Annotated in this window: 22 protein-coding genes and 1 tRNA gene; 12 read left to right on the top strand and 11 right to left on the bottom strand. The window is 68.7% G+C overall.

The annotated features are described in order from the left end of the window. Positions 1–312: 312 nt before the first annotated feature. From ACFZDA_RS29710 to rpmH, 8 genes are all read right to left on the bottom strand, one after another. Complete coding sequence (locus ACFZDA_RS29710; RefSeq protein ID WP_391087498.1) at positions 313–1413, bottom strand: ParB/RepB/Spo0J family partition protein; 1101 nt, start codon at positions 1411–1413, stop codon at positions 313–315. Continuing rightward, positions 1410–2483 carry an AAA family ATPase gene (locus tag ACFZDA_RS29705; protein ID WP_391088091.1) on the bottom strand — a complete coding sequence of 358 codons (1074 nt, stop codon included), beginning with the start codon at positions 2481–2483 and terminating at the stop codon, positions 1410–1412. Before ACFZDA_RS29705 ends, ACFZDA_RS29710 begins: the two co-directional genes overlap by 4 nt. 265 nt (positions 2484–2748) lie before the next feature. Then, on the bottom strand, positions 2749–3465 hold the full coding sequence (rsmG, locus tag ACFZDA_RS29700) for a 16S rRNA (guanine(527)-N(7))-methyltransferase RsmG (protein ID WP_391087495.1): 717 nt from the start codon (positions 3463–3465) through the stop codon (positions 2749–2751). A gap of 124 nt (positions 3466–3589) precedes the next feature. Further along, the gene (locus tag ACFZDA_RS29695) at positions 3590–4102 is read right to left on the bottom strand and encodes a R3H domain-containing nucleic acid-binding protein (protein ID WP_391087492.1); all 513 of its coding nucleotides are present in this window, start codon (positions 4100–4102) and stop codon (positions 3590–3592) included. A 15-nt stretch (positions 4103–4117) separates the two neighbouring features. Beyond that, a complete protein-coding gene (yidC, locus tag ACFZDA_RS29690) occupies positions 4118–5395 on the bottom strand; it encodes a membrane protein insertase YidC (protein WP_391087490.1) in 1278 nt (425 codons plus the stop codon). Positions 5396–5398: 3 nt separating this feature from the next. Continuing rightward, positions 5399–5773, bottom strand: coding sequence for a membrane protein insertion efficiency factor YidD (gene yidD / locus ACFZDA_RS29685; protein ID WP_020273090.1), 375 nt, complete (start codon positions 5771–5773; stop codon positions 5399–5401). Further along, positions 5770–6141: a ribonuclease P protein component gene (gene rnpA / locus ACFZDA_RS29680; protein ID WP_082319883.1), complete on the bottom strand. Its 372-nt coding sequence runs from the start codon at positions 6139–6141 to the stop codon at positions 5770–5772. The genes yidD and rnpA overlap by 4 nt, the downstream gene beginning before the upstream one ends. Positions 6142–6162: 21 nt before the next feature. After that, positions 6163–6300: a 50S ribosomal protein L34 gene (rpmH, locus tag ACFZDA_RS29675; RefSeq protein WP_003956500.1), complete on the bottom strand. Its 138-nt coding sequence runs from the start codon at positions 6298–6300 to the stop codon at positions 6163–6165. A 374-nt stretch (positions 6301–6674) separates the two neighbouring features. On the opposite strand from rpmH, the gene dnaA reads away from it, so the two are divergent. From dnaA to ACFZDA_RS29625, 10 genes are all read left to right on the top strand, one after another. Beyond that, positions 6675–8777, top strand: coding sequence for a chromosomal replication initiator protein DnaA (dnaA, locus tag ACFZDA_RS29670; protein WP_391087487.1), 2103 nt, complete (start codon positions 6675–6677; stop codon positions 8775–8777). A gap of 884 nt (positions 8778–9661) precedes the next feature. Then, positions 9662–10792, top strand: a complete 1131-nt coding sequence (gene dnaN, locus ACFZDA_RS29665) for a DNA polymerase III subunit beta (RefSeq protein WP_391087484.1) — start codon at positions 9662–9664, stop codon at positions 10790–10792. Positions 10793–10958: 166 nt separating this feature from the next. Then, positions 10959–11834: a phosphogluconate dehydrogenase (NAD(+)-dependent, decarboxylating) gene (gnd, locus tag ACFZDA_RS29660; RefSeq protein WP_391087481.1), complete on the top strand. Its 876-nt coding sequence runs from the start codon at positions 10959–10961 to the stop codon at positions 11832–11834. Between the two features lie 37 nt (positions 11835–11871). Further along, the gene (gene recF, locus ACFZDA_RS29655) at positions 11872–12993 is read left to right on the top strand and encodes a DNA replication/repair protein RecF (RefSeq protein ID WP_391087478.1); all 1122 of its coding nucleotides are present in this window, start codon (positions 11872–11874) and stop codon (positions 12991–12993) included. Continuing rightward, the gene (locus tag ACFZDA_RS29650; RefSeq protein WP_391087474.1) at positions 12990–13592 is read left to right on the top strand and encodes a DciA family protein; all 603 of its coding nucleotides are present in this window, start codon (positions 12990–12992) and stop codon (positions 13590–13592) included. Before recF ends, ACFZDA_RS29650 begins: the two co-directional genes overlap by 4 nt. Before the next feature lie 524 nt (positions 13593–14116). After that, positions 14117–16165 (top strand): DNA topoisomerase (ATP-hydrolyzing) subunit B, encoded by a 2049-nt coding sequence (gyrB, locus tag ACFZDA_RS29645; protein ID WP_208641457.1) that lies wholly within the window; start codon positions 14117–14119, stop codon positions 16163–16165. 42 nt (positions 16166–16207) lie between these two features. Further along, on the top strand, positions 16208–18802 hold the full coding sequence (gene gyrA, locus ACFZDA_RS29640; protein WP_391087472.1) for a DNA gyrase subunit A: 2595 nt from the start codon (positions 16208–16210) through the stop codon (positions 18800–18802). An 18-nt stretch (positions 18803–18820) separates the two neighbouring features. Continuing rightward, positions 18821–19618: a DUF3566 domain-containing protein gene (locus ACFZDA_RS29635; protein ID WP_391087470.1), complete on the top strand. Its 798-nt coding sequence runs from the start codon at positions 18821–18823 to the stop codon at positions 19616–19618. A 98-nt stretch (positions 19619–19716) separates the two neighbouring features. Beyond that, a tRNA-Ile gene (locus ACFZDA_RS29630) sits at positions 19717–19793 on the top strand. A 676-nt stretch (positions 19794–20469) separates the two neighbouring features. Then, on the top strand, positions 20470–21381 hold the full coding sequence (locus ACFZDA_RS29625; RefSeq protein ID WP_391087467.1) for a hypothetical protein: 912 nt from the start codon (positions 20470–20472) through the stop codon (positions 21379–21381). 105 nt (positions 21382–21486) lie between these two features. Here ACFZDA_RS29625 and ACFZDA_RS29620 read toward each other — a convergent pair whose 3' ends face one another. Further along, positions 21487–21864, bottom strand: a complete 378-nt coding sequence (locus ACFZDA_RS29620) for a DUF6344 domain-containing protein (protein ID WP_391087464.1) — start codon at positions 21862–21864, stop codon at positions 21487–21489. A gap of 337 nt (positions 21865–22201) precedes the next feature. Between ACFZDA_RS29620 and ACFZDA_RS29615 the strand changes: the two genes are divergently transcribed. Both ACFZDA_RS29615 and ACFZDA_RS29610 read left to right on the top strand, forming a co-directional pair. Continuing rightward, positions 22202–22330 (top strand): DLW-39 family protein, encoded by a 129-nt coding sequence (locus ACFZDA_RS29615; RefSeq protein ID WP_003999697.1) that lies wholly within the window; start codon positions 22202–22204, stop codon positions 22328–22330. Positions 22331–22577: 247 nt separating this feature from the next. After that, a complete protein-coding gene (locus ACFZDA_RS29610; protein WP_391087462.1) occupies positions 22578–23873 on the top strand; it encodes a hypothetical protein in 1296 nt (431 codons plus the stop codon). Between the two features lie 25 nt (positions 23874–23898). Here the strand turns inward: ACFZDA_RS29610 and ACFZDA_RS29605 are convergent, their stop codons facing one another. Further along, on the bottom strand, positions 23899–25338 hold the full coding sequence (locus tag ACFZDA_RS29605; protein ID WP_391087459.1) for a protein kinase: 1440 nt from the start codon (positions 25336–25338) through the stop codon (positions 23899–23901). 258 nt (positions 25339–25596) lie between these two features. Then, positions 25597–26145, bottom strand: coding sequence for a helix-turn-helix domain-containing protein (locus ACFZDA_RS29600; RefSeq protein ID WP_391087456.1), 549 nt, complete (start codon positions 26143–26145; stop codon positions 25597–25599). Between the last annotated feature and the right edge of the window lie 156 nt (positions 26146–26301).

The following is a 26301-nucleotide window of genomic DNA, read 5'->3' as shown; positions in this document are numbered from 1 at the left end:
TGATCCTCGCTTCCTTCGCCTGCCGCGTCACGGGCGGCTGTCAGAACGCTCCGTTCCCTGAGGAGACTGCCGATGAACCCACCGACTGCTCCCAGCCCCAGACCGGCGCTCACCAGTCCAGTGCGGCTCATCGTTCGCATGGCCCCTGTCTTCCTCTCAGAGGTGCTGCCGGGTGGTTGCGCCGTATCCGAACGCATCGTATCCACGATGCGATTCCATCGATACCGCCAAAAAGGAAAGAGCAGGCCACGTTCCGGCACACACCGGACATGGCCCGCTCTGTCATCCACAACAGCGGCTCTCGCCGGAGGCTCAGGACTCGCTCTCCTCGGGGTCACCCTCCAGCAGGCTCTTCTGCAGAACCGGCCCCTCGCCAGGAGCGAGTGAGCCGAGGATCCGCTCAAGATCCTCCATGGAGGCGAACTCGACGGTGATCTTGCCCTTCTTCTGCCCCAGGTCGACCTTCACCCGCGTCTCGAAGCGGTCCGAGAGCCGTGTGGCGAGCTCGGACAGCGCAGGAGAGACCCGAGCACCGGCACGCGGGCCCTTGGGCCGCTGAGCCTTCTGAGGACGCGACCCCATCAGGGTCACGATCTCCTCGACGGCCCGCACCGACAGCCCCTCGGCCACGATGCGGTGGGCGAGCCGGTCCTGCTCCTCCGAGTCCTCTACGGACAGCAGGGCCCGAGCATGACCGGCGGAGAGCACTCCGGCGGCGACCCGGCGCTGCACCGCCGGAGAGAGCTTCAGCAGGCGCAGGGTGTTGGAGACCTGGGGGCGGGATCGGCCGATGCGGTCCGCCAGCTGGTCGTGCGTGCAGTTGAAGTCCCGCAGCAACTGGTCGTAGGCGGCTGCCTCTTCCAGCGGGTTCAGCTGGGCGCGGTGCAGGTTCTCCAGCAGAGCGTCCAGGAGGAGCTTCTCGTCCTCCGTGGCGCGCACGATCGCCGGGATCGCCTCAAGCCCCGCCTCGCGGCAGGCCCTCCACCGGCGCTCGCCCATGATGAGCTCGTAGCGGGCGGGACCCACCTGCCGTACGACGACCGGCTGGAGGAGCCCCACTTCCTTGATGGAGGTGATGAGCTCGGCCAGCGCGTCCTCGTCGAAGACCTCACGCGGCTGCCGCGGGTTCGGCGTGATGGAGTCGAGGGGGATCTCGGCGAAGTGCGCACCGATAGGCGCCGCAGGCGTGGCGGGAGCACTGGGCTGTGCCGGCTCCTCTGTTTCACGTGAAACATTGGGCAGGGTCGCCACCTTCGCCGCAGCCACCCCACGGTCGTTCGGCAGCACAGGCACTGCCGCGGGGGACGTGGGAGCGGCGCCCCCTGCCGCAGCCTGGGCCACCGACTTCTCCGTCGGCGCAGCAGGGATCAGTGCGCCGAGACCACGGCCCAACCCCCTCCGTCGCTCGCTCACTGGATGCCCTCCACCATGCTCGGATCGTTCTGCTGTGCGCCGATATGGGGAGTCGCGTCATAACTGATGCCGACGCCCTTCAGCGCGATCTCTCGTGCCGCCTCAAGATAAGAGAGGGCACCACTCGATCCAGGATCGTAAGTCAGGACCGTCTGCCCATAACTCGGTGCCTCGGAGATACGGACGGACCTGGGAATGCTCGTCCGCAACACCTCGTCACCGAAGTGGGTGCGCACCTCTTCCGCGACCTGGGACGCGAGCCGCGTCCGGCCGTCGTACATGGTGAGGAGGATGGTCGACACATGCAGGGCGGGGTTGAGGTGCCCCCGCACAAGGTCGACGTTACGCAGCAACTGACCCAGGCCTTCCAGCGCGTAGTACTCGCACTGGATCGGAATGAGAACCTCCTGGCCCGCCACCAACGCATTGACCGTCAGGAGGCCGAGCGAGGGCGGACAGTCGATGAGGATGTAGTCCAGCGGCTGTTCGTACGCCTGGATGGCGCGCTGCAGCCGGCTTTCCCGTGCCACCAGGGACACCAGCTCGATCTCCGCACCGGCGAGATCGATCGTGGCGGGGGCACAGAAGAGACCCTCGACATCGGGGACCGGCTGGACGACCTCGGAGAGCGGCTTACTCTCCACCAACACGTCGTAGATGGACGGGACTTCGGCGTGATGGTCGATGCCCAGCGCGGTGGATGCGTTGCCCTGTGGGTCGAGGTCGACGACCAGGACCCGGCCACCATGCAGGGCCAGCGATGCGGCAAGGTTGACGGTTGTCGTCGTCTTACCCACACCCCCCTTCTGGTTGGCGACCACCATGATTCGGGTCTGCTCGGGCCGTGGCAGGCCCTCGCCGGCGCGGCCTAGAGCCTCCACCGCCAGTTGGGCAGCACGACCGATGGGAGTGTCGTCCATTGGAGGCGGTGTTTCACGTGAAACATCCGCCCCCATCGACTCGGTACGGGGACCGGGGACCGGATCGGTCATCGGTCCCGCGATGTTGGCGTCGGACCGCAAGGATTCACTCTCCTCGACTTCAGGCTCGCAATGAACAGAGCCTCCCATGTCTTCGGGGTCGCGAACCAGTGAGGCCTTCCGTTCTGTGGAGAAATCCACCTCTGTGGACAACTCAGTTCCCTCATCGAGTGACCCGAGAGGCTTACGGTCGCGGGGTTCGGCCGCAGCGCGGCCACGACTGATGATGCCGTGCAGCAGTGAGCGACGTTTCACGTGAAACACGATGCACAGCAGCCGAGGCGGAACTGCCGCGACACTCCGGCTTGCGTACGTTTGCCAGCTTGTGTGGAGTACGTCTCGTCCTCAGGACGGATCAGCGTCGCCGACGGGCCCGTCCCGTGCGAGCGGCCTTGGCGCGCTTCGCCGCGAAGCGCACCCCGCCGGGGCTCTCCCCGACCTCGACCCGTACGACCGTGGACATCGGATCCACCACGCCCTCACCAACATGCAGGATAGACGTCTGCACAGCGCCCAGCTTGCTGAGTGCCGAGGACGCGCTCTTCAGCTCCTCCTCGGCGGTGTCGCCCTTGAGCGCGAGCATCTCCCCGTACGGCCGCAGCAGTGGGATGCCCCACGCGGCGAGGCGGTCGAGGGGCGCGACAGCCCGGGCCGTCACGACGTGGACGGGCTGGATCTTCCCCATGACCTCCTCGGCCCGGCCGCGCACGACGGTCACATGATCGAGACCGAGCAGTTCCACGACTTCGGAGAGGAAGTTGGTGCGCCGCAGCAGCGGCTCCAGCAGCGTGATCTTCAGGTCCTCCCGGACCAGCGCCAGCGGAATGCCGGGGAGTCCCGCGCCCGAGCCGACATCGCACACCGTCACGCCCTCGGGCACGACCTCCGAGAGCACCGCGCAGTTCAGCAGGTGCCGCTCCCACAGGCGGGGCACTTCACGCGGGCCGATGAGACCGCGCTGCACGCCTGCCTCAGCGAGCAGCTCGGCGTACCGCACCGCATCCGCGAAGCGATCACCGAACACCTCGCGCGCCTGCTCGGGCGCGGGGGGAAGCTCCGCTGCCTCCGTCACGGGGGACCGTCCTTCCGTACCGCGTCAGCGCACGCGCGCCGACACCAGAACCACCAGAACTATCAGGCTGACAAAGTTCGGCCCCGCCTGCGCAACAGACGGGGCCGGGGAACGTAGAGGCCGATCAGGCCGGAAGCACGACGACGAAGCGCTGCGGCTCCTCGCCCTCGGACTCGCTGCGCAGGCCCGCGGCCTTGACCGCGTCGTGCACGACCTTGCGCTCGAACGGCGTCATCGGCTCCAGCCTCACGGCCTCACCGCTGCTCTTGGCCTCGGCGGCGGCCTTGGCGCCCAGCTCGGACAGCTCGGAGCGCTTCCGGGCGCGGTATCCCGCGATGTCGAGCATCAGCCGGCTGCGGTCACCGGTCTCACGGTGCACGGCCAGACGGGTGAGCTCCTGGAGCGCCTCCAGCACCTCACCGTCACGGCCGACCAGCTTCTGGAGGTCGCAGCTGCCCGTGTCGCTGATGATCGAGACAGAGGCACGGTCGGCCTCGACGTCCATGTCGATGTCGCCGTCGAGGTCGGCGATGTCGAGCAGACCCTCCAGGTAGTCCGCCGCGATCTCGCCCTCCTGCTCCAGGCGAGTCAGGGTGTCTGCACCCTCGGCAGCGGCGGAGGTGGTGCCTTCCGTCACGGGATGGACTCCTTCTTACTTCTTGGACGGGGACTTGGGCCGCTGCGGACCCTTGCGCTGTCCGGACTGGGCCTTGCTGCGGGTACCGCTGCCGGACTTCGCGCCGCCCTTCTTGGCAGCGGCGGCGGGCTTGGCGTCCTCGGGTCCGTCGGACTTGGTGAGCGATGTCTTCTGCTCGGACTCCTCGGCCGCCTTGGCGGCAGCGGACTGGCGCTGTGCCTTGGTCTGCCGCTTGGGCTGCTGACGCTTCGGCGTGCCGGTGGTGGTCGGCGTACCGTCCTCGGCCTCGACGACGGCAGCGGTGTCGCTCTTGATCACGGTGCCGTCGGTCTGAGCGGCGAGGCCGGCCTTGCTGAGGCCGTTGACGAACTTGCGCTCGAACTCGTTGCGGTCGCGTCCCTTGGCGACGATCGCCTTCACGATGACCTTGTCACGGCGCCGGCTGACCTTGCCGTTCGTGGTGACGTGCTTGTGCAGGCGCTCCAGGTACGCGGCCTGGGCCTTGGAACCCGGGGTCGGGTTGTTGTGGATCACGTACATCTGCTGGCCCATGGTCCACACGTTGGTGGTCAGCCAGTAGACGAGGACACCGACCGGGAAGTTGATGCCGAAGACGGCGAACATGACGGGGAAGACGTACATCAGCATCTTCTGCTGCTGCATGAACGGCGTCTTCACCGTGGTGTCGACGTTCTTCGTCATCAGCTGGCGCTGGGTGAAGAACTGCGACGCCGACATCAGGACGATCATGATGGCGGTGACCACGCGCACGTCGGTGAGGGAGGCACCGAGTGCTTCCACCTTCGACGCGCTGTCGGTGAACTTCGCCGCCAGCGGCGCACCGAAGATGTGTGCCTTCTGCGCACTCTCCAGCAGGCTCTTGTTGATCACGCCGATGGTGTCGCCCGTGGCGATGCCGTTGAGCACGTGGTACAGGGCGAAGAAGAACGGCGACTGCGCCAGGATGGGAAGGCACGAGGAGAGCGGGTTGGTGCCCGTCTCCTTGTACAGCTTCATCATCTCTTCGGACTGACGCTGTTTGTCGTTCTTGTAGCGCTCCTGGATCTTCTTCATCTCGGGCTGCAGCGTCTGCATGGCCCGGGTCGACTTGATCTGCTTCACGAAGAGCGGGATCAGGCAGATACGGATCAGGATCACCAGGGACACGATCGACAGGCCCCAGGCCCACCCGGTGTCGGGGCCGAAGATGGCGCCGTACACCGAGTGGAACTGGACGATGACCCAGGAGACGGGTGTGGTGATGAAGCTGAAGAGGCTGGCAATCGTGTCCACTAATCATGCTCCTTGGGCATGGGACGGTGTCTCTGCGGCCGGGCTCGAAGGACTCGGGGGACTTGTGGGAGAAGTCTGTCCTTCGATGTCCGGGTCGGCGGCGGAGGGCCCGCCCTTGCGTGCACGCCACGCGTTACGCAGCATTTCGTGCCACCGCGGGCGCTTGCGCGGCGGGACATGGTCCACACCACCCAGCGACCACGGGTTGCACCGCAGGATGCGCCAGGCCGTGAGTGCCGTTCCCTTGATGGCACCGTGCCGGTCGATGGCCGTGAAGCCGTAGTGGGAGCACGATGGGTAGTACTTGCAGACCGGCCCGAGCAGCGGACTGATCGTCCACTGGTAGAGCTTGATCAGAGCAAGCAACGGGTACTTCATCGCGCGCCCCCTCCCAGCAGCCGCTGAAGGGCGGCGTCCAGGTCTCGGGCCAGCTGTGCGTGGTCGGCGTCGCCCGCACCGGGCAGCGCTCGTACCACTACCAGGCTACCGGGGGGCAGCTGGGCGACTCGGTCGCGCATCAGATGGCGAAGCCTGCGCTTCACTTTGTTGCGTACGACCGCACCACCCACGGCTTTGCTCACGACGAAACCCGCACGCGTCGGGGGAGCGCTCTCCCCAGGCGCATGCGGGTCCGTGGCACCGCTACGAAGGTGGACGACGAGGTGCGGGCGTCCTGCCCGGCGGCCTCGCCGAACCGCGGTCGCGAAGTCCTCGCGCCGCCTCAGCCGGTTCTCGGTGGGCAGCACGACGTCATGACCTGACCGGGATCAGGCGGACAGACGGGCGCGACCCTTGCTACGGCGGGACGCGAGAATCGCGCGGCCGGCACGGGTGCGCATACGCAGCCGGAAGCCGTGGGTCTTCGCGCGACGACGGTTGTTCGGCTGGAAGGTGCGCTTGCTCACTCGGGGGCTCCAGAAAGATTCGGTAGTTGCGGGGTGCCGTCCTGGCTGTCACCGTGCGCCCACGAGTAGCTCGCAGTTACGCCCGAGTGCACCGCTTACCGATCACCCAAATGATCTGTGCCCATCGGAGGCAGGCGGCAGCAGCCATCGACAACTCGACCTGGTTACGGTACGCGCGGCTACGCCATCCGGTCAAACCAGCAGCCGCCCGGACACACTTGTCCACAGGCTGGGGACAACAACTTGAACCGCAGTGGCCGCCCTGACTACCGTGACGGAACTTCGATTCGTTCCCTTATCCCTGCCCCGCCCGATTTACATCCCGAGCCGTCCCGGAACCACACGTTCGTGGGACCTGTGAGAGAGCGTGCCCTGTGGCTGACGTACCTGCCGATCTTGCCGCAGTGTGGCCACGCGTATTGGAGCAGCTCCTCGGGGAGGGCCGCGGCCAGGGCGTCGAGTCGAAGGACGAGCACTGGATCCGGCGCTGCCAGCCGCTCGCGCTGGTCGCGGACACGGCCCTGCTCGCCGTACCGAACGAATTCGCGAAGGGCGTACTCGAGGGCCGCCTGGCGCCTGTCGTCAGCGAGACCCTGAGCCGCGAGTGCGGCCGCCCGATCCGGATCGCGATCACCGTCGACGACTCCGCGGGCGACCCCCCGGCCGCGGCGGGGCCCCCGGCCCGTCCCCAGTCGCGTTACGACGAGCCCGAGCTTCCGGCCCCGCGCCAGGACCGCGACGGTTACGAGGGGTACGGCCGCCACCGCGCCGAGCCTCTGCCGGGAACGGCCGGCGACCAGCTCCCGCCTACGCGCGGAGATCAGCTCCCCTCCGCCCGCCCCGCCTATCCGTCCGAGTACCAGCGCCCCGAACCCGGCTCCTGGCCTCGGCCGACGCAGGACGACTACGGCTGGCAGCAGCAGCGCCTCGGCTTCCCCGAGCGTGACCCGTACGCGTCACCGAGCCAGGACTCGTACGGCACCCAGGACTCGTACGGCACCCAGGACTCATATGGCAGCCAGGACTCGTACGGATCCCATGGTTCGCATGGTTCCTCGCAGGACTCCTATGGATCACAGCGATCACGTGGATCCCACGGGTCACAGGGTTCTCCGGGGTCCCACGGGTCCCAGGACTCCTACGGATCGCACGGGTCGTCGCAGGACTCCTACGGCTCGTCCCCCCAGGACGCCTACGGCTCCCCGTCCCAGGACTACCGCCCGCAGTCCATGGAGCGCCCCTCATACGAGGCGCCGCGCTCGGACTACGACACGTCACGCCCCGACTACGACCAGCGCGACCCGGTCCGCCGGGAGCTGCCCGAGCCGCCGCCCGGCTCGGGGCACGTGCACCGTGGCGGCCCCGTCGGCCCGAACCTGCCCACGACCGGTGCGCCCGGCCCGCTGGCCGCGCAGCCCGCGCCGGCGACCGGCCCGGGGGAGCCCACAGCGCGCCTGAACCCGAAGTACCTCTTCGACACGTTCGTCATCGGCGCCTCCAACCGCTTCGCGCACGCCGCCGCGGTCGCCGTCGCCGAGGCACCGGCGAAGGCGTACAACCCCTTGTTCATCTACGGGGAGTCCGGGCTCGGCAAGACGCACCTGCTGCATGCGATCGGGCACTACGCGCGCAGCCTCTACCCGGGCACACGCGTGCGGTACGTGAGCTCGGAGGAGTTCACCAACGAGTTCATCAACTCCATCCGCGACGGCAAGGGCGACAGCTTCCGCAAGCGCTACCGCGAGATGGACATCCTGCTCGTCGACGACATCCAGTTCCTGGCGGACAAGGAGTCGACGCAGGAGGAGTTCTTCCACACCTTCAACACCCTCCACAACGCCAACAAGCAGATCGTGCTGTCCAGCGACCGGCCGCCGAAGCAGCTGGTCACGCTGGAGGACCGGCTGCGGAACCGTTTCGAGTGGGGTCTGATCACGGACGTGCAGCCGCCCGAGCTGGAGACGCGGATCGCGATCCTCCGCAAGAAGGCGGTGCAGGAGCAGCTGAACGCGCCGCCTGAGGTGCTGGAGTTCATCGCGTCCCGGATCTCGCGCAACATCCGCGAGCTGGAGGGCGCGCTCATCCGGGTCACGGCGTTCGCCTCGCTCAACCGGCAGCCGGTCGACCTGGGACTGACGGAGATCGTCCTGAAGGACCTGATCCCCGGCGGCGAGGACTCGGCCCCCGAGATCACGTCCACGGCGATCATGGGCGCGACGGCGGACTACTTCGGGCTGACCGTCGAGGACCTGTGCGGCACCTCGCGCGGCCGCGCCCTCGTCACCGCCCGGCAGATCGCCATGTACCTGTGCCGTGAGCTCACGGACCTGTCGCTGCCGAAGATCGGCGCGCTGTTCGGCGGCCGTGACCACACGACGGTCATGCACGCCGACCGCAAGATCCGCAATCTGATGGCCGAGCGCCGCTCGATCTACAACCAGGTCACCGAGCTGACCAACCGCATCAAGAACGGCTGACACAGCCGGTCGTACGTCGCCGAAGGGCGCCCCCGGAGCAGGTTTCCCGGGGGCGCCCTTCGGCGTGACGGCGGCTGACCGCCGTCACGCCGCTGCCGCCGACTGTTCGAATACCTGCCGGGTTACGGCCGCTCTCCACAGATTCGGTGACTTTTTCCCGTCCACACCCTGGGGACCGGGAAGTTGTCCAGACTGTGTCCACAGGGACACCTGGTGAGGGATCATCAGACCAGCTCAGTGGCATGTGGATTCGTGGACGAAAGATATCCACAGACTGTGGACAGAGCGAGGATCCACAGCCTGTGCATCGAGTTGTCCACCGGCAACCCACAGGTTGAGGCCAGTTGTCCCCAGCGATCCCCAGCTTCTCCACATCCCTGTCCACTGTTCGGCAACGCGACGCGCCTCCTCACCGGGTCGAGTGAAAGGCGTCACACGAAGGTGCCGGGTTGGGCTGTGGGAAAGGTGGGTAAAACTGGGGACGGCGCTGGGGAGAACTCGCCTCTCCCTGTGCATGGGGTGTGCAGAACTTTCCGTTCTCCACAGAGACCCCCGGTTGTCCACTGCCGTCACCCACAGGACCAGTGGACAAAATTCCTGCTCTGAGCTGGGCAAACGTGGTTATCCACGGTATCCACAGGCCCTACTACTACTCCCGACTAGAGAGAGCTGGGAATTCGTTTCGAAGCGGGTCCTGTGCACAACTCGCCCTCCGGCGCCCGACCGCCCCTCGTCACGACTTGACCCCGAGAGGCACCTACTGTCAGTGCGGTGCGTCAGACTGGTCCCCGGTGTCCTCCCCATCCCAGGGACCGTCGACACCGACACAGACGACGAGGGCCAGGCAGAGCGAGAAGCGCCGGCAACAGCAGGAGGCGGCAACAGTGAAGATCCGGGTGGAACGCGACGTACTCGCGGAGGCAGTGGCCTGGGCGGCACGCAGCCTCCCGGCCCGTCCGCCGGCGCCTGTCCTCGCCGGCCTGCTGCTGAAGGCCGAGGACGGCCAGCTGAGCCTGTCCAGCTTCGACTACGAGGTCTCCGCGCGCGTGTCCGTGGAGGCCGAGGTCGAGGAGGAGGGCACGGTGCTCGTCTCCGGCCGCCTCCTCGCCGACATCTGCCGCGCTCTGCCCAACCGCCCGGTGGAGATCTCCACAGACGGTGTACGGGCGACCGTGGTCTGCGGCTCCTCCCGGTTCACCCTCCACACCCTGCCCGTGGAGGAGTACCCGGCGCTGCCGCAGATGCCGAACGCGACGGGCACGGTCCCCGGCGAGGTCTTCGCCTCCGCCGCCGCCCAGGTGGCGATCGCCGCCGGCCGCGACGACACGCTGCCCGTCCTCACGGGCGTCCGCATCGAGATCGAGGGGGACACGGTCACGCTGGCCTCCACCGACCGCTACCGCTTCGCGGTCCGCGAGTTCCTGTGGAAGCCGGAGAACCCGGAAGCCTCCGCGGTCGCCCTGGTGCCCGCCAAGACGCTGCTGGACACCGCCAAGGCCTTGACGAGCGGCGACCAGGTCATCCTGGCGCTGTCCGGCTCGGGCTCGGGCGAGGGCCTGATCGGCTTCGAGGGCGCCGGCCGCCGTACGACGACGCGCCTGCTGGAAGGCGACCTGCCGAAGTACCGCACGCTGTTCCCGACGGAGTTCAACAGCGTCGCCGTGATCGAGACCGCCCCCTTCGTGGAGGCCGTCAAGCGTGTGGCCCTGGTCGCCGAGCGGAACACCCCGGTGCGCCTCAGCTTCGAGCAGGGCGTGCTCATCCTGGAGGCCGGCTCCAGCGACGACGCACAGGCTGTGGAAAGGGTCGACGCCCAGCTGGACGGCGACGACATCTCGATCGCCTTCAACCCGACGTTCCTGCTGGACGGCCTGAGCGCCATCGACTCCCCGGTCGCCCAGCTGTCCTTCACGACGTCCACGAAGCCCGCGCTGCTCAGCGGCAAGCCGGCGCTGGACGCCGAGGCGGACGAGGCCTACAAGTACCTGATCATGCCGGTGCGGCTCAGCGGCTGAGTTCCGACCGGTTGTCCACAGGCTGGGGTCAAACCCGCAGGTGAGGGCCTACGACTGAGCGCGTATGCCCACAGATGTGCGCGAGCGTCCGGGTTTAGGCTCGGACGTGGGTACGAAAGTGCCGCAACGCCACGTCGGACACCTGCACACCGAAGGAACACAACTGATGGATCTCGGTCTCGTCGGCCTCGGCAAGATGGGCGGCAACATGCGCGAGCGGATCCGCCGCGCGGGCCACACCGTCTTCGGATACGACCGCAACCCGGACCTCGCCGATGTCCACAGCCTGCCGGAGCTTGTGGGCAAGCTCAGCGGACCGCGGGTGATCTGGGTGATGGTCCCGGCGGGCGAGCCCACGCAGTCCACCATCGACGAGCTCGCCGAGCTGCTGGAGCCCGGCGACGTCGTCGTGGACGGCGGCAACTCCCGCTGGACGGACGACGAGAAGCACGCCGAGGAGCTGGCGGCCAAGGGCATAGGCTTCGTCGACTGCGGTGTCTCCGGCGGCGTCTGGGGCCTGGAGAACGGCTACGCGCTGATGTACGGCGGCGACGCGGAGAACGTCGCCAAGGTGCGGCCGGTCTTCGACGCCCTCAAACCGGAGGGCGACTTCGGCTCGGTGCACGCGGGCAAGGTCGGCGCGGGCCACTTCGCGAAGATGGTCCACAACGGCATCGAGTACGCGATGATGCAGGCCTACGCCGAGGGCTGGGAGCTGCTGGAGAAGGTCGACTCCGTGACCGACGTCCGGGAGGTCTTCCGCTCCTGGCAGGAGGGCACGGTCATCCGCTCCTGGCTGCTCGACCTCGCGGTCAACGCGCTCGACGAGGACGAGCACCTGGACAAGCTCCGGGGTTACGCACAGGACTCCGGGGAGGGACGCTGGACTGTGGAAGCCGCGATCGATCACGCGGTGCCACTGCCGGCGATCACCGCCTCGCTGTTCGCGCGGTTCGCCTCCCGTCAGGACGACTCGCCCCAGATGAAGATGATCGCGGCGCTGCGGAACCAGTTCGGCGGCCACGCGGTCGAGACCAAGTAAGCAACACCCGAGGGTTGGGGAGGTCGGCGAAACGACCATGCACGTCACGCATCTGTCGCTGGCCGACTTCCGCTCGTACCCCCGGGTCGAGGTACCGCTCGATCCGGGGGTGACGGCCTTCGTCGGCCCGAACGGGCAGGGCAAGACCAACCTCGTCGAGGCCGTCGGCTATCTCGCCACCCTCGGCAGCCACCGCGTCTCCTCCGACGCCCCCCTGGTCCGCATGGGCGCCGAGCGCGCGATCATCCGGGCGCAGGTGCGGCAGGGCGAGCGGCAGCAGCTGATCGAGCTGGAGCTGAACCCGGGGCGCGCCAACCGGGCCCGGATCAACAGGTCCTCGCAGGTCAAGCCGCGTGACGTGCTGGGGATCGTACGGACCGTGCTGTTCGCCCCCGAGGATCTCGCCCTGGTCAAGGGCGACCCGGGCGAGCGGCGCCGCTTCCTCGACGAGCTGATCACCGCCCGGTCCCCGCGTATGGCCGCGGTCCGCTCCGACTACGACCGGGTCCTCAAGCAGCGCAACACCCTCCTGAAGTCGGCCGCGCTCGCCCGTCGGCACGGCGGTCGCAGCATGGACATGTCCACGCTCGACATCTGGGACCAGCATCTCGCGCGCGCCGGCGCCGAGTTGCTCGCCCAGCGCCTGGACCTGATCGCCGCTGTGCAGCCGCTCGCCGACAAGGCGTACGAGCAGCTCGCCCCAGGCGGCGGCCCGGTCGCCCTGGAGTACAAGCCGTCCGCGCCGGGCGAGGCCCACACCCGCGAGGACCTGTTCGAGCAGCTGATGGCCGCGCTCGCCGAGGCCCGCAAGCAGGAGATCGAGCGGGGCGTCACCCTGGTCGGCCCGCACCGGGACGACCTGCTGCTCAAGCTCGGCCAGCTGCCCGCCAAGGGCTACGCCTCGCACGGCGAGTCCTGGTCCTACGCGCTGGCCCTGCGCCTGGCCTCGTACGACCTGCTCAGAGCCGAGGGCAACGAGCCGGTGCTGGTCCTCGACGACGTCTTCGCCGAGCTGGACACCCGCCGCCGTGAGCGCCTCGCGGAGCTCGTGGCGCCCGGCGAGCAGGTCCTGGTGACGGCCGCGGTCGACGACGACGTCCCGCATGTGCTGTCGGGGGTTCGGTTCGCCGTGTCCGAGGGGACGGTGGAGCGCGTATGACGGAGAACACACCGGAGAACACACCCGGAACACCTCTCGGCAGGCCACCGGGGAACACCCCGGAGAGCCCGCCCGGGACGACCCCCGGGCCCCGGACTCCCGAGCCGTCCGGCGTCGATCTCGCGCGCGTGGCGCTCCGCGCCGCCAAGGAAGCCGCACGCGCGCGTGGGGACGCGGCGCAGCAGAAGAAGCAGGCGCGCCGCGGCGGTTTGCGCTCCGGCGCGCGCGCCGACGGCCGCGATCCCATGGCGCTCGGCTCCGCGATCAACCGGCTGATCACCGAGCGCGGCTGGGAGGCCCCGGCCGCGGTGGGCGGGGTGATGGGCCGCTGGCCGCAGATCGTCGGCGAGGACGTGGCCAACCACTGTGTGCCGGAGCGGTACGACGAGGACGAGCACGTCCTGTCCGTGCGCTGCGACTCGACGGCCTGGGCGACGAACCTGCGGCTGCTCGCCCCGACCCTGGTCGCACGCCTCAACGAGGACCTGGGCCACGGCACGGTGAAGATGATCAAGGTGCAGGGTCCCGGCGCGCCCACCCGCCGCTACGGCCCGCTGCGCGCCCCCGGGAGCACCGGCCCGGGCGACACCTACGGCTGACGGGAGTCCTGCCCCCGAAGGCGGCGGGAGCCGCTCCCCGAGGCTGTCCGAGGGCCCCGGCGAGGCCTCCGCGGGGGCCCTGCGAGGGCCCGGTCGGTGCCTGCATCCCGCCGATCCACAGCAAGTGACTGACATCACAAAAGTGACCGTCGGCAGCCCGTCGGGAGCCCCGGCGCCCCTCGCTCGACACCACCGCACACGGTTGCGAATCGCGACCTGACTCCTAAGTAGCCATGGGTTGACGGTCGGAAGCGCTGAGTGCCTCCGTGAGCCTCTTGGAGCCCCCATCCGCATATCGGGAGTCGGGGAAGACCGGTTGAGGGCGGCACATGCGGACTCAGGTACCGGCAAACCCCCATCAGTGTCAGTGCTACCGGTAGACTGGAAGCAATCCCGCCCCAATCGTGGGGACCGTCCGGGAAAAGCTGAGCAACGCTGATCAAGGCTTACCAACGCAACATGCCGCAGCCGCTCCGGCAACCCGCCGACGAGCCTGGCTCGTGCTGTGCCAGAAAGGGCGCTTCGTGGCCGATTCCGGCAACCCCAACGAGAACAACCCGTCCGTCGAGGCCCTGGCTGGAGTCGCCGAGGCCTCAGTCACTGCTTCGTACGACGCCAGTGCCATCACAGTCCTCGAGGGTCTGGACGCGGTCCGCAAGCGACCCGGCATGTACATCGGCTCGACCGGTGAGCGAGGACTGCACCACCTCGTGTACGAGGTCGTCGACAACTCGGTCGACGAGGCGCTGGCCGGCCACGCGGACACCATCGACGTGACGATCCTGGCCGACGGCGGTGTCCGGGTCGTCGACAACGGCCGTGGCATCCCGGTGGGCATCGTCGCCTCCGAGGGCAAGCCGGCCCTTGAGGTCGTGCTGACCGTGCTGCACGCGGGCGGCAAGTTCGGCGGCGGCGGCTACGCGGTCTCCGGCGGTCTGCACGGCGTGGGTGTCTCCGTCGTGAACGCCCTGTCCTCGAAGGTCGCCGTCGAGGTCAAGACCGACGGCCACCGCTGGACGCAGGACTACAAGATGGGCGTCCCCACGGCGCCGCTCGCCAAGCACGAGGCCACCGAGGAGACCGGCACCTCGGTCACCTTCTGGGCGGACCCGGACATCTTCGAGACCACGGACTACTCCTTCGAGACGCTCTCGCGGCGCTTCCAGGAGATGGCGTTCCTCAACAAGGGCCTGCGCATCAACCTCACCGACGAGCGTGAGTCCGCGAAGGCCACCTCCGGGGCGGACGAGGCGGGCGCGGACGAGACCGCCGAGGTCAAGTCGGTGAAGTACCACTACGAGGGCGGCATCGTCGACTTCGTGAAGTACCTCAACTCCCGCAAGGGCGAGGCGGTTCACCCCACCGTCATCGACCTGGAGGCCGAGGACAAGGAGCGGCAGCTGTCCCTCGAGGTCGCCATGCAGTGGAACGGCGGCTACACCGAGGGCGTGTACTCCTTCGCCAACATCATCCACACCCACGAGGGCGGTACGCACGAAGAGGGCTTCCGGGCCGCGCTGACCTCGCTGATCAACAAGTACGCCCGCGACAAGAGGCTGCTGCGCGAGAAGGACGACAACCTCACCGGTGACGACATCCGCGAGGGTCTGACCGCGATCATCTCGGTCAAGCTGGGCGAGCCCCAGTTCGAGGGCCAGACGAAGACCAAGCTGGGCAACACCGAGGTCAAGACCTTCGTCCAGAGGGTCGTCTACGAGCACCTGAACGACTGGCTGGACCGCAACCCCAACGAGGCCGCGGACATCATCCGCAAGGGCATCGCGGCGGCCACCGCGCGCGTGGCGGCCCGCAAGGCCCGCGACCTGACCCGCCGCAAGGGCCTGCTGGAGACCGCGTCCCTGCCGGGCAAGCTCTCCGACTGCCAGTCGAACGACCCGACCAAGTGCGAGATCTTCATCGTCGAGGGTGACTCCGCCGGCGGCTCGGCCAAGTCCGGCCGGAACCCGCAGTACCAGGCGATCCTCCCGATCCGCGGCAAGATCCTCAACGTCGAGAAGGCGCGCATCGACCGGATCCTGCAGAACCAGGAGATCCAGGCGATGATCTCCGCGTTCGGCACCGGTGTGCACGAGGACTTCGACATCGAGAAGCTCCGCTATCACAAGATCATCCTGATGGCGGACGCCGACGTCGACGGCCAGCACATCAACACCCTGCTGCTGACCTTCCTGTTCCGCTTCATGCGGCCCCTGGTCGAGGCCGGGCACGTGTACCTCTCGCGTCCGCCGCTCTACAAGATCAAGTGGGGCAAGGACGACTTCGAGTACGCCTATTCCGACCGCGAACGCGACGCCCTGATCGAGATGGGCCGCCAGGCCGGCAAGCGCATCCGGGACGACTCGGTGCAGCGCTTCAAGGGCCTCGGCGAGATGAACGCCGAAGAGCTGCGCATCACGACCATGGACCAGGAGCACCGCGTCCTCGGCCAGGTCACCCTCGACGACGCCGCCCAGGCCGACGACCTGTTCTCGGTCCTCATGGGTGAGGACGTCGAGGCCCGCCGCGCGTTCATCCAGCGCAACGCCAAGGACGTCCGCTTCCTCGACATCTGAGTCGGTCTCAGCTGACCGCACCAGGAAGGACCTTCACCAGCAATGACCGACGAGAACACTCCCGTGACGACGCCCGAGGGTGACGCCCTGGCCATGCGCGTCGAGCCCGTCGGGCTCGAGACGGAGATGCAGCGCTCGTACCTCGACTACGCGATGTCCGTCATCGTCTCGCGTGCGCTGCCGGACGTCCGCGACGGCCTCAAGCCCGTCCACCGCCGCGTCCTGTACGCCATGTACGACGGCGGTTACCGCCCCGAGCGCGGCTTCTACAAGTGCGCCCGCGTCGTCGGCGACGTCATGGGCAACTACCACCCGCACGGCGACTCCTCCATCTACGACGCGCTGGTCCGCCTCGCGCAGCCGTGGTCGATGCGCATGCCGCTCGTCGACTCCAACGGCAACTTCGGCTCCCCGGGCAACGACCCGGCGGCGGCCATGCGGTACACCGAGTGCAAGATGGCGCCGCTGTCGATGGAGATGGTCCGTGACATCGACGAGGAGACCGTCGACTTCACGGACAACTACGACGGCCGCTCCCAGGAGCCGACCGTCCTGCCGGCCCGCTTCCCGAACCTGCTGATCAACGGCTCGGCTGGGATCGCGGTCGGCATGGCGACCAACATCCCGCCGCACAACCTGCGCGAGGTCGCGGCCGGTGCCCAGTGGTACCTGGAGAACCCCGAGGCGTCCCACGAGGAGCTCCTGGACGCGCTGCTCGAGCGCATCAAGGGCCCGGACTTCCCGACCGGCGCGCTCGTCGTCGGCCGCAACGGCATCGAGGAGGCGTACCGCACCGGCCGCGGCTCCATCACGATGCGCGCGGTCGTCGAGGTCGAGGAGATCCAGAACCGCCAGTGCCTGGTGGTCACCGAACTGCCGTACCAGGTCAACCCGGACAACCTCGCCCAGAAGATTGCCGACCTGGTCAAGGACGGCAAGATCGGCGGCATCGCGGACGTCCGCGACGAGACGTCGTCCCGCACGGGCCAGCGGCTCGTCATCGTGCTCAAGAGGGACGCGGTCGCCAAGGTCGTCCTCAACAACCTCTACAAGCACACGGACCTGCAGACGAACTTCGGCGCCAACATGCTGGCGCTGGTGGACGGCGTCCCGCGCACGCTCTCGCTCGACGCGTTCATCCGCCACTGGGTGACGCACCAGATCGAGGTCATCGTCCGCCGTACGAAGTTCCGCCTGCGCAAGGCCGAGGAGCGGGCGCACATCCTGCGCGGTCTGCTGAAGGCCCTGGACGCCATCGACGAGGTCATCGCGCTGATCCGGCGCAGCGACACCGTGGAGATCGCGCGCGGGGGCCTGATGAGCCTCCTGGAGATCGACGAGATCCAGGCCAACGCCATCCTCGAGATGCAGCTGCGCCGACTGGCCGCCCTGGAGCGCCAGAAGATCGTCCAGGAGCACGACGAACTCCAGGCGAAGATCAACGAGTACAACCAGATCCTGGCCTCCCCGGTCCGTCAGCGGGGCATCGTCAGCGCGGAGCTGACCGCGATCGTCGAGAAGTACGGCGACGACCGCAAGACCAAGCTGATCCCGTACGAGGGCGACATGTCCATCGAGGACCTGATCGCCGAGGAGGACATCGTCGTCACGGTCACCCGGGGCGGCTACATCAAGCGCACCAAGACCGACGACTACCGCGCCCAGAAGCGCGGCGGCAAGGGCGTGCGCGGCACGAAGCTCAAGGAAGACGACATCGTCGACCACTTCTTCGTGTCCACGACGCACCACTGGCTGCTGTTCTTCACCAACAAGGGCCGCGTCTACCGCGTCAAGGGCTACGAGCTTCCCGACGCCGGCCGGGACGCCCGCGGCCAGCATGTCGCGAACCTGCTCGCCTTCCAGCCCGACGAGGCGATCGCCGAGATCCTGGCGATCCGTGACTACGAGGCGGTTCCGTACCTCGTTCTCGCCACCAAGGCCGGACTTGTGAAGAAGACGCCTCTGAAGGATTACGATTCGCCGCGTTCCGGCGGTGTGATCGCGATCAACCTTCGTGCGCAAGAGGACGGTTCGGACGACGAACTGATCGGCGCCGAACTGGTCTCGTCGGACGACGATCTGCTTCTGATCAGCAAAAAGGCACAGTCGATCAGGTTCACCGCCTCGGACGAAACCCTGCGCCCCATGGGCCGTGCGACCTCGGGTGTCAAGGGCATGAGCTTCCGCGAGGGCGACGAGCTGCTCTCGATGAATGTTGTTCGACCCGGTACGTTCGTGTTCACTGCCACCGACGGCGGGTACGCGAAGCGGACCAACGTCGACGAGTACCGCGTCCAGGGTCGCGGCGGCCTCGGCATCAAGGCCGCCAAGATCGTGGAGGACCGTGGTTCTCTCGTCGGCGCGCTGGTGGTCGAGGAGACCGACGAGATCCTCGCCATCACGCTGGGCGGCGGTGTGATTCGTACGCGAGTCAACGAGATCAGGGAAACCGGCCGTGACACCATGGGCGTCCAACTGATCAATCTGGGCAAGCGCGATGCCGTCGTCGGCATCGCACGCAACGCCGAGGCGGGACGCGAGGCGGAGGAGGTCGACGGCGACGTGGTCGTCGACGAGACCGCCGAAGGTGCCGCGACCGTCGGCACGGACGAGGGTGAGGCGCCCTCGGCCGAGTAGCACGAGGAGTGAGTCAGCGTGAGCGGAGCCACGGGCGCCGGACCGACCGGAACCCCGAAGGGTACGGACAGGGACGACGGCGGCCGTGGCTCCGCCGCGCGTGCGGCGGACCCGCACACGACGAACCTGAAGGCGATCAAGTCCCCGACCAAGGACGCGTCCTCGCCTGACGGGCATGAATCACAGGGGGGAACTGTGACGGACACCAAGGGTCCGCAGACCCAGCAGCACACCGCAGGAGCGGGCCCGTCCGCATCCGGCGCCCAGCCGCAGCCCGAGCCGGCCGCGCGGGAGGCCTCCCCTCTGCCGGGGGAACGGCAGGCACAGCAGCCGGCCGGGCCGTACCACCCGCCGCAGGCCTACCCGGCGCAGCCGGCGGGTGCCGGTGCGGGTGCCGCCGCCGCTGCCGTACGGCGTCCGCGTACGGGTGCGCGCACCACGCCGCGCGTCCGCAAGGCCCGTCTGCGCGTGGCCAAGGCCGACCCGTGGTCGGTGATGAAGGTCAGCTTCCTGCTCTCCATCGCCCTGGGCATCTGCACGATCGTGGCGGCCGCCGTGCTGTGGATGGTGATGGACGCGATGGGCGTCTTCTCCACGGTCGGCGGCACGATCTCCGAGGCGACCGGCTCCAACGAGTCGAACGGCTTCGACCTCCAGGCCTTCCTGTCGCTGCCCAACGTGCTGATGTTCACGTCGATCATCGCGGTCATCGACGTCGTCCTGGCGACGGCCCTCGCGACGCTCGGCGCGTTCATCTACAACCTCTCCGCGGGCTTCGTGGGCGGTGTGGAGCTGACGCTCGCCGAGGACGAGTGACGTCCTTGACGTTGTCCCGACAACCGATTTTGGGACTCCCCATGTCGTGCGCTAATCTTCAGGAGTCAGCGCGCGGGACACACCCCGCAGAGCGCGGCGGGGCTATAGCTCAGTTGGTTAGAGCGCATCCCTGATAAGGATGAGGCCACAGGTTCAAATCCTGTTAGCCCCACCAGCGAGAAGACCCCCAGTCGGTAGCGGCTGGGGGTCTTTGCCGATCTGGCTGGGCCGAGATGGTGGGGGCGCCGTTCGCGAGTGGCCTCGGGGGCTTTGCAGCCGGCGTGCGGCACCGCGTAAGTAGGCTCGTGCCCATGGATGCGTTCTTACCGTTCCTGATCTCGACCGGTGTACTTGCCGCCGTCCTGGGCTTCTTTGCATGGCTGGCCTCACGTATTCGCCGCCGGGGCCTTGCAGGCGGAGCCATAAGTGCGGCCTTGGCCTCCTACGAGGAGGCGTTCCGTGTCACTGCCCACGAATCGCACGTTGAGATCCGAGCTCAAGCAGAACGCAAGGCGCCGATCCTGTCGCCTGACGATTCCTGGGGTCGCAGCCCTGGCGAAGCCCGTCAGACAGACGCCCAGGTTCACCGACCGCGGCCTCGACGCTCACGACGAGGTTTTGGCCGTTGGGTCGATCGGCTGAGGCGCGGTCACTAGCCGACTCCATCGGCGTCGGAGGGCGGACAGAGGTCCCCCGGTCCAGTTGGGCCGGGGGGCTTTGGCGTCCAGGAAGGTCAACTCATGGGGTTTTTGGGGCCAGTGTGACGCCTGGTGACGCTCCGGCGCTTCTTCAGTGAGGCCGGTCGGCCTCCCAGAGCCATTCCCTTGGGGGGAACCTTGACGAGAAGCACCATGCCCAGACGCGTCCTGGCCCGGACGGTGGGGGTTGTCGCGGCGCTGGCCGTCGCGCTCGCGGTCGCGCCGCTGGCGGGCACCGCACAGGCCTACAGCGCGACGTCGGGAACGCTGAGCTTCAGCGGCGACGCGGGCGAGCCCCTGTCAGGCGGTCAGTCGTACGCGTACACGGCCGGGGCGGTCCAGATGTTCGACGTCCAGGGCAGCACCGACGGGAACAGTCTCACCGTCGCCGTGGACGCGGAGGAGGGCACGCTGTGGCGTCTCATCGTCGCCGCCCCCGATGGCCAGAAGCTGACCGAGGGCACGACCTACACCGGGGCGAAGCAATGGCCCGACGCCCGGCCGGAGGATCCGGAGCTGGCGTTCAGCGGGACCGACAACGGGACCGAGAAGTGGTGCAGCACCACCTCCGGTTCCTTCACCATCGAGCACATCGCCTTCGGCCCCTACGGCTATGTCAGCGAACTCGATGCCACCTTCGAGCAGTACTGCAACGGCTCGACGGTGCCTCTGCGCGGCGCGGTGCACGCGGTCATGCCCGAACCCCCGGCCGAACTCGCCCTGGGGATGACGACCGACCCCGCGGGCACGGTGGAGGTCCCTGAGGGGCGGATCACCGTCGGCGGCACCGTGACGTGCAACAAGCCCGCGAGCGTCTCGCTCGCCGGCCAGGTCTTCCAGATCCAGAAGAAGGGGACGCCGGGCGCGTCGTACCAGACGACCGTGGCCTGCACCCCGGGCGCGCCCGTCCCGTGGTCGGTCAGCCTGACCAGCCAGGAGGCCGGCACCTCGTTCCAGCCCGGTACCGCGACGATCCGCAGCAGGGCCCGAGCGGATGACCGGGACTACCCGGTGACGGTCGACACCGGACAGCAGGAGACACAGGTCACGCTCTCCAAGGGCTGATCTCCGTATGGCTGCGGGATCAGCCGATCCCACTCGTTGAAGAAGGCCCGGTGGCTCTCGGAGCCGCCGGGCCTGTACGCGGGTCGCCGGGACGTGCCGGTGATATCAGCGCTGCAGAGGAGTGAGACGGCCCGCAGGGTCGCCGTCGCCGTCGGCGTCGGTGTCGTCGCCGGTGCAGTCGGCGGTGGGCGACGCCGTCGTGTCCGCCAGCGGGCGGTGGCGGCAGCTGGGGGACTTTCCGTGGGCCTCGGCGTGGATGCGCTGCTTCATCGTGGGGGGCAGGGCCTTGGCGTAGGACAAGGACCAGGGGGCGGCCGTCGCCGGTGCCGTCCGCTGCTGCGGGATCAGCGCGCTGTTGCGCTTCTGCTCGGCCTGCGGTACCGCCGCCTCGGCGTTCGTGGTGACGAATCCGAGCGCCGTGCACAGCGCGAGGAAGGCGGTGACGATGGCGGTCCACAGCTTCATGACCTTGTTCCGGGCCATAACCCCTCACTTTCGGGTTGGGCGATTTGCGTACTTTCCTCATGATGTGTATGGGGGCCGAGAAGTGGTGGACCGACGCCCGTGACGCGGCGATGTTCAGATGAACACCACCCGGATGGGCGCAAGAGGGGAGAAAAGCTGAGGAAGGAGGAGAAGAGCGGTCGAAATAACCGTCCGTCGGCGTGTGATCACTCTCCGGTCGGAGCGGTGAACTCCGCTTCTATCGCGGTTCCCCGGACGGGAGTTGAGGTCCGACTCAGGTCACCGATCGGTATCGGTCGGTGTGTATAGTCGGGCGCCAGAGGTCCCCTACGTCAACGAAAGACGAGGTCGCGCGGTGAAGAAGCTTCTCCTGGTCGCACTGGCCGCCATCGGCGGGCTCCTCGTGTACCGCCAGATCCAGGCGGATCGCGCCGAGCAGGATCTGTGGACGGAGGCGACTGACTCCGTGCCCACGGGTTCGTGAGTCACGACATCCCAAAGCGAGCACACCCCGGCCGCATCGCGGTCGGGGTTTCGTGTGTGTGGGCGGACGGCGGGGCGCCGGACGCGGCGGCGGGGCAGGATGGGCCACGGTTCCACGGTTGGTGGGCGCACGGCGGTTCTGCGGTCCGGTGACGTGAGGCGGCCGGTGACGTGAGGGGTGGCGCGTGAGGGGACGGTGTCGTACGGCGTGGGGGCATGCGGGCGCGTGGCGCGGTCGTCGACTGTCGGTGATCGTGCGCTTGGGCGCCGTGGCGGTGGTGCTGGGTACGACGGCTGCCGTGGCGCCCGGACAGGCCGCCCTGGCCGCCGCCGGCGCGTCCGGTACGGCGCAGTCGCCGAGCCCGTACGCCTTCGCCGGTGACGCCAGGAGCATCAAAGGGGCGAGGAGTACCGCTGACGCCGTGGCGCTGACGCCCGGCACGGCCTACAAGAGCTCCCTCCCGAGCAGCGGCAAGGTCAGCTACCGTCTCCAGCTCGACGCCACGTCGAACGCGTACGTCTCCGTCACCGCCGTCCCCTCCCCCGGCAGCACCGTCTCCGTCATCGACGGGCTCAAGGTGTCCGTGCAGGACGACGACGGCACCCCCTGCTCCAGCGACGTCGCGACGTTCGGCGCCGCCCGCAGCCCGCACCCGATCGCGGCGTGGGGCCGGCGCGAGGTTTCGCCCGCCAAGCCGCTGTGCCGCGAGGCCGGGACCTACTACGTGTCCGTCGAGCGCGCCGACCCCGAGGGCGAGGGCTCATCGCCCGACGCCTGGGACCTGGAACTCGTCGCCATGACGGAGCCCCGGACGGCGAAGACCGGCCCCACCAGCGCACCCGAGGTATGGAACTCCGCATCGCCCCAGCCGCTCCAGGGCGATGCCGAGCACCGCACGGGCGGAGCGGGGTTCACCGGGGCGACCCCACTGGACCAGGGCGTCTGGCGCGACGACATCCGGCCCGGCCAGACGCTGTTCTACGAGGTGCCGGTCGACTGGGGCCAGCAGCTCCACGTCACCGCCGAGCTGAACAGCTCGGCATCCGGCGGCACCGGCTACACGCCCGACGCGCTGGATCTGGCCCTGTACAACCCGGCGCGCGGGCCCGTCGCCGACGTGGGCGTCGGCTACGACGGCGGCCAGAAGTCCGGCAGCCTGCCTGCCCTGCCGCCGGTCGACCACGCCAACCGCTACGCGGCCATCGGCCAGGTCGCCGCGATGCGCTTCGCCGGCTCCTACTACCTCGTCGCGCACCTCGCGCAGAGCGTCGCCGACAGCTTCGGGGACGGGCCGTTCCCGATGACTCTCCGGGTACGGGTGAGCGGGGAGGCGCGCGGCGGCCCCGACTATGTGGGGGAGTCCGAGCCGAAGGGCGTCTTCGACGTCTCGGACCAGGACCGTCAGGCCGCGGCCGAGGGCGTGGCCGGGGGTGACGACACGGCGATGCGGGTCGTCGCCGTGGGCGGCATCGGCACCGGGAGCGCGCTGCTGGTGGGGCTCGGGGTGTGGACCGTGGTGGCTCGTCGGAGGAGTACCGGTTGAGCCGTCGTACCGGTGTCCGCGGGAGTCAGATACGGGTCAGGGCCCAGAACCCCACGGCGTAGCAGGCCAGGGCGAGGAGCAGGAGCGGGACCGCCACCTTGGCCGGAGGGCCGGGGCGGCGGGGAGGGCGGTGCGCTCGGTGCCGTGAAGTGCCCTGGCCGGGCGGAGTCCCTTGTCCGGGCTGTGGGGTCTGAGTGGTGTAGGGGGCTGTGGAGGTGTGGGTGGGCTGCTGTGTTGCTGGGGGCAGCGGCTGACCGGGATAGCCCCCGTGGTTCGGATACACGGAGGGGAGCGGCTGGGACGGGGAGAGCGGATCTGTCCGGTCGTGGGGGGAGTGGAACGCCTGTGCCTGTGCCTGTGCCTGTGCCCCTTGGCCCGGCGTGGGGGAGCTGGTGCCGGTGGCCTGCGGTGGCGGCAGGTGGAAGCTGCCGGTGTCCGACATGGAGGGCGTCTGAGCGGGAGTGGCCGGCGGGGCGGGAGTGGTCGGCGGGCCGGTGTGCCGGCCGGTGCCGGGCTGTATTACCGCTGCGCCCGGGCCCTGCCCCGACGCCTCGCCCTCCCTCTGTCGCAGACCCCGCGCTCTCTCCAGCGGGCCGTCCGGCGCGAACCCCGGGGGCAGCGGGCCGAGTTGGTCGAAGATCTCGATCAGTTCGTCGTCCGGGCCGGGCTCGGGGAGGAGCTCCGCGGCGGCGGCGAGCGCCTTGCGCGCCCCCGTGGCCGTACGGAACCGGGCCTGCGGGTCCGGCTGGAGCAGCATGGCCACCACCTGCCACAGCGGCTCCGGAATGCCCTTGGGCGCACCGGGAGTTCCGTGCTCGGCGAAGTACTGGATGAGCGCCTTGCTGTCCGGCTTGGCGCCTTCCAGGAGGTACAGCGCGACCAGGCCTGTGGCGAACAGGTCGGCGGGGAAGTCCGGATCCGCGCCCATCATCTGCTCGGGCGCGAGGTAACCGGGCGTCCCCACCACGAGGTTGGTCTCCGTCAGACGTGGCTCGCCCAGCCGCATCGCGATGCCGAAGTCGGACAGCCGCAGCCGGGGCCGGCCCGTGCCGGTGGCTTCCAGCAGGATGTTGGCGGGTTTGACGTCGCGGTGCACGACGTCCTCCGCGTGTACCGCGGCCAGTCCCGCCAGCAGCTGGTCGAGCAGCGTGCAGACGAAGGCCGGCGGCAGAGGGCCGTAGTCCCCGACGAGGTGGACCAGTGAGCCGCCCGCGACCAGGTCCATGGTGAACAGGACCTTGTCGTCGTCGGCGGCCCAGCTGGTGGGGGCGAGCACATGGGGGTGGTCGATCCGCAGGGCCTGTTCGCGCACGAAGCGCAGCAGCGAGTGCGCGTCGCTCTGGAGCAGGACCTTGGCGGCCACATAACGGCGGCGGCGGTGGTCCCAGGCACGCCAGACGGCGCCGACCCCTCCGCGTCCGATCGGGTCGACCAGTTCGTACCGGCCGGCGAACACCTCACCCATGGCTGTACGTCGCTCCTCCCCCTGTGGTCTCCCCCCTTGCTTCCCCCTCGACGGGCCTTACGACTCCCCGACGGGCGAAACGACTCCTGTGGCCCCCACGCCCCCGTGACTCCCCCGATGAGCGATACACGTCCCCCTCGCGTCGAACGGTCCCCCGTGCGGCACACGCCCCCTCGTGTCCGTCCGTACCGTGACGCAGCCCCCGTCACCTCACCCGAAGCCCGGTGCCGAACCCCCTTCGGCGGCCGGGCGGCGGGGTCAGTTCTGGTGGGACTGGTAGTGCGCGACCGCGTCCGACGTGCGGCCGGCGCCGTACACCCGGAGGAACTCGGCCAGCTCCGGGTGGGACGGGGCGAGGGTCTCCGCGGCGTCGATGATGTCGCCCGCCGCCGCGACCGAGCGCAGCAGCGACTGGATCTCCCGGACGACGCGCTTGACCGTGGGCGCCCCCGAACTGCTCGTCGTCTGCGTGGTGTTGCTGAGCACCGAGCCCCCCTGTGACTTCTTGATCTCCTCCATGCGCTCGGTGGCCTCGGCCGCGCTCACGCTGCCGTCCGCGACCTGCCCCGCCAGGTCCTGAAGCAGCTGTACCCGCTGCACCACGGCGGGATTGCCGATCTTTGCCCGCTGGCCGCTCATGAGCTGCGACAACATCGGTGCGGACAGTCCCAGAACCCCCGCGAGACGAGCCTGGTTGAGACCAAGATCGTCGATCAGCTTACGGAAGAGCGCCCCCAGCGGCTCCCCGTACCAGTTCCGCTGCAGTTCCCGCGCTCTTGCGGTGGCTTCCTGCTGTGCGGCGTCCATTGCGTCTCCCCATCGCTTCCCCAAGTACGGCGGTTCGCGGTAGCGAACCACGCCGAGCATCTTACGGAGAGTGGTCGGCGACGGGGACCCCCAATCCTTTTGCGGAATCACGGGGGTAACCCGGTACTCTGGTCTCCGACGCCCGCCGGGACAAGA

Source organism: Streptomyces sp. NPDC007991, from assembly GCF_042958445.1.
GTDB lineage: Bacteria > Actinomycetota > Actinomycetes > Streptomycetales > Streptomycetaceae > Streptomyces.
This window is presented reverse-complemented; position numbering and strand designations above follow the sequence as displayed.

Bases quoted from the DNA above. Each gene is read 5' to 3' on its own strand.
- ACFZDA_RS29605 (WP_391087459.1), bottom strand. From the start codon at position 25,338: ATGGGTGAGGTGTTCGCCGGCCGGTACGAACTGGTCGACCCGATCGGA.
- recF (WP_391087478.1), top strand. From the start codon at position 11,872: ATGCACGTCACGCATCTGTCGCTGGCCGACTTCCGCTCGTACCCCCGG.
- ACFZDA_RS29600 (WP_391087456.1), bottom strand. From the start codon at position 26,145: ATGGACGCCGCACAGCAGGAAGCCACCGCAAGAGCGCGGGAACTGCAG.
- gnd (WP_391087481.1), top strand. From the start codon at position 10,959: ATGGATCTCGGTCTCGTCGGCCTCGGCAAGATGGGCGGCAACATGCGC.
- ACFZDA_RS29620 (WP_391087464.1), bottom strand. From the start codon at position 21,864: ATGGCCCGGAACAAGGTCATGAAGCTGTGGACCGCCATCGTCACCGCC.
- ACFZDA_RS29625 (WP_391087467.1), top strand. From the start codon at position 20,470: ATGCCCAGACGCGTCCTGGCCCGGACGGTGGGGGTTGTCGCGGCGCTG.
- ACFZDA_RS29705 (WP_391088091.1), bottom strand. From the start codon at position 2,483: ATGGGAGGCTCTGTTCATTGCGAGCCTGAAGTCGAGGAGAGTGAATCC.
- gyrA (WP_391087472.1), top strand. From the start codon at position 16,208: ATGACCGACGAGAACACTCCCGTGACGACGCCCGAGGGTGACGCCCTG.
- ACFZDA_RS29650 (WP_391087474.1), top strand. From the start codon at position 12,990: ATGACGGAGAACACACCGGAGAACACACCCGGAACACCTCTCGGCAGG.
- yidD (WP_020273090.1), bottom strand. From the start codon at position 5,773: ATGAAGTACCCGTTGCTTGCTCTGATCAAGCTCTACCAGTGGACGATC.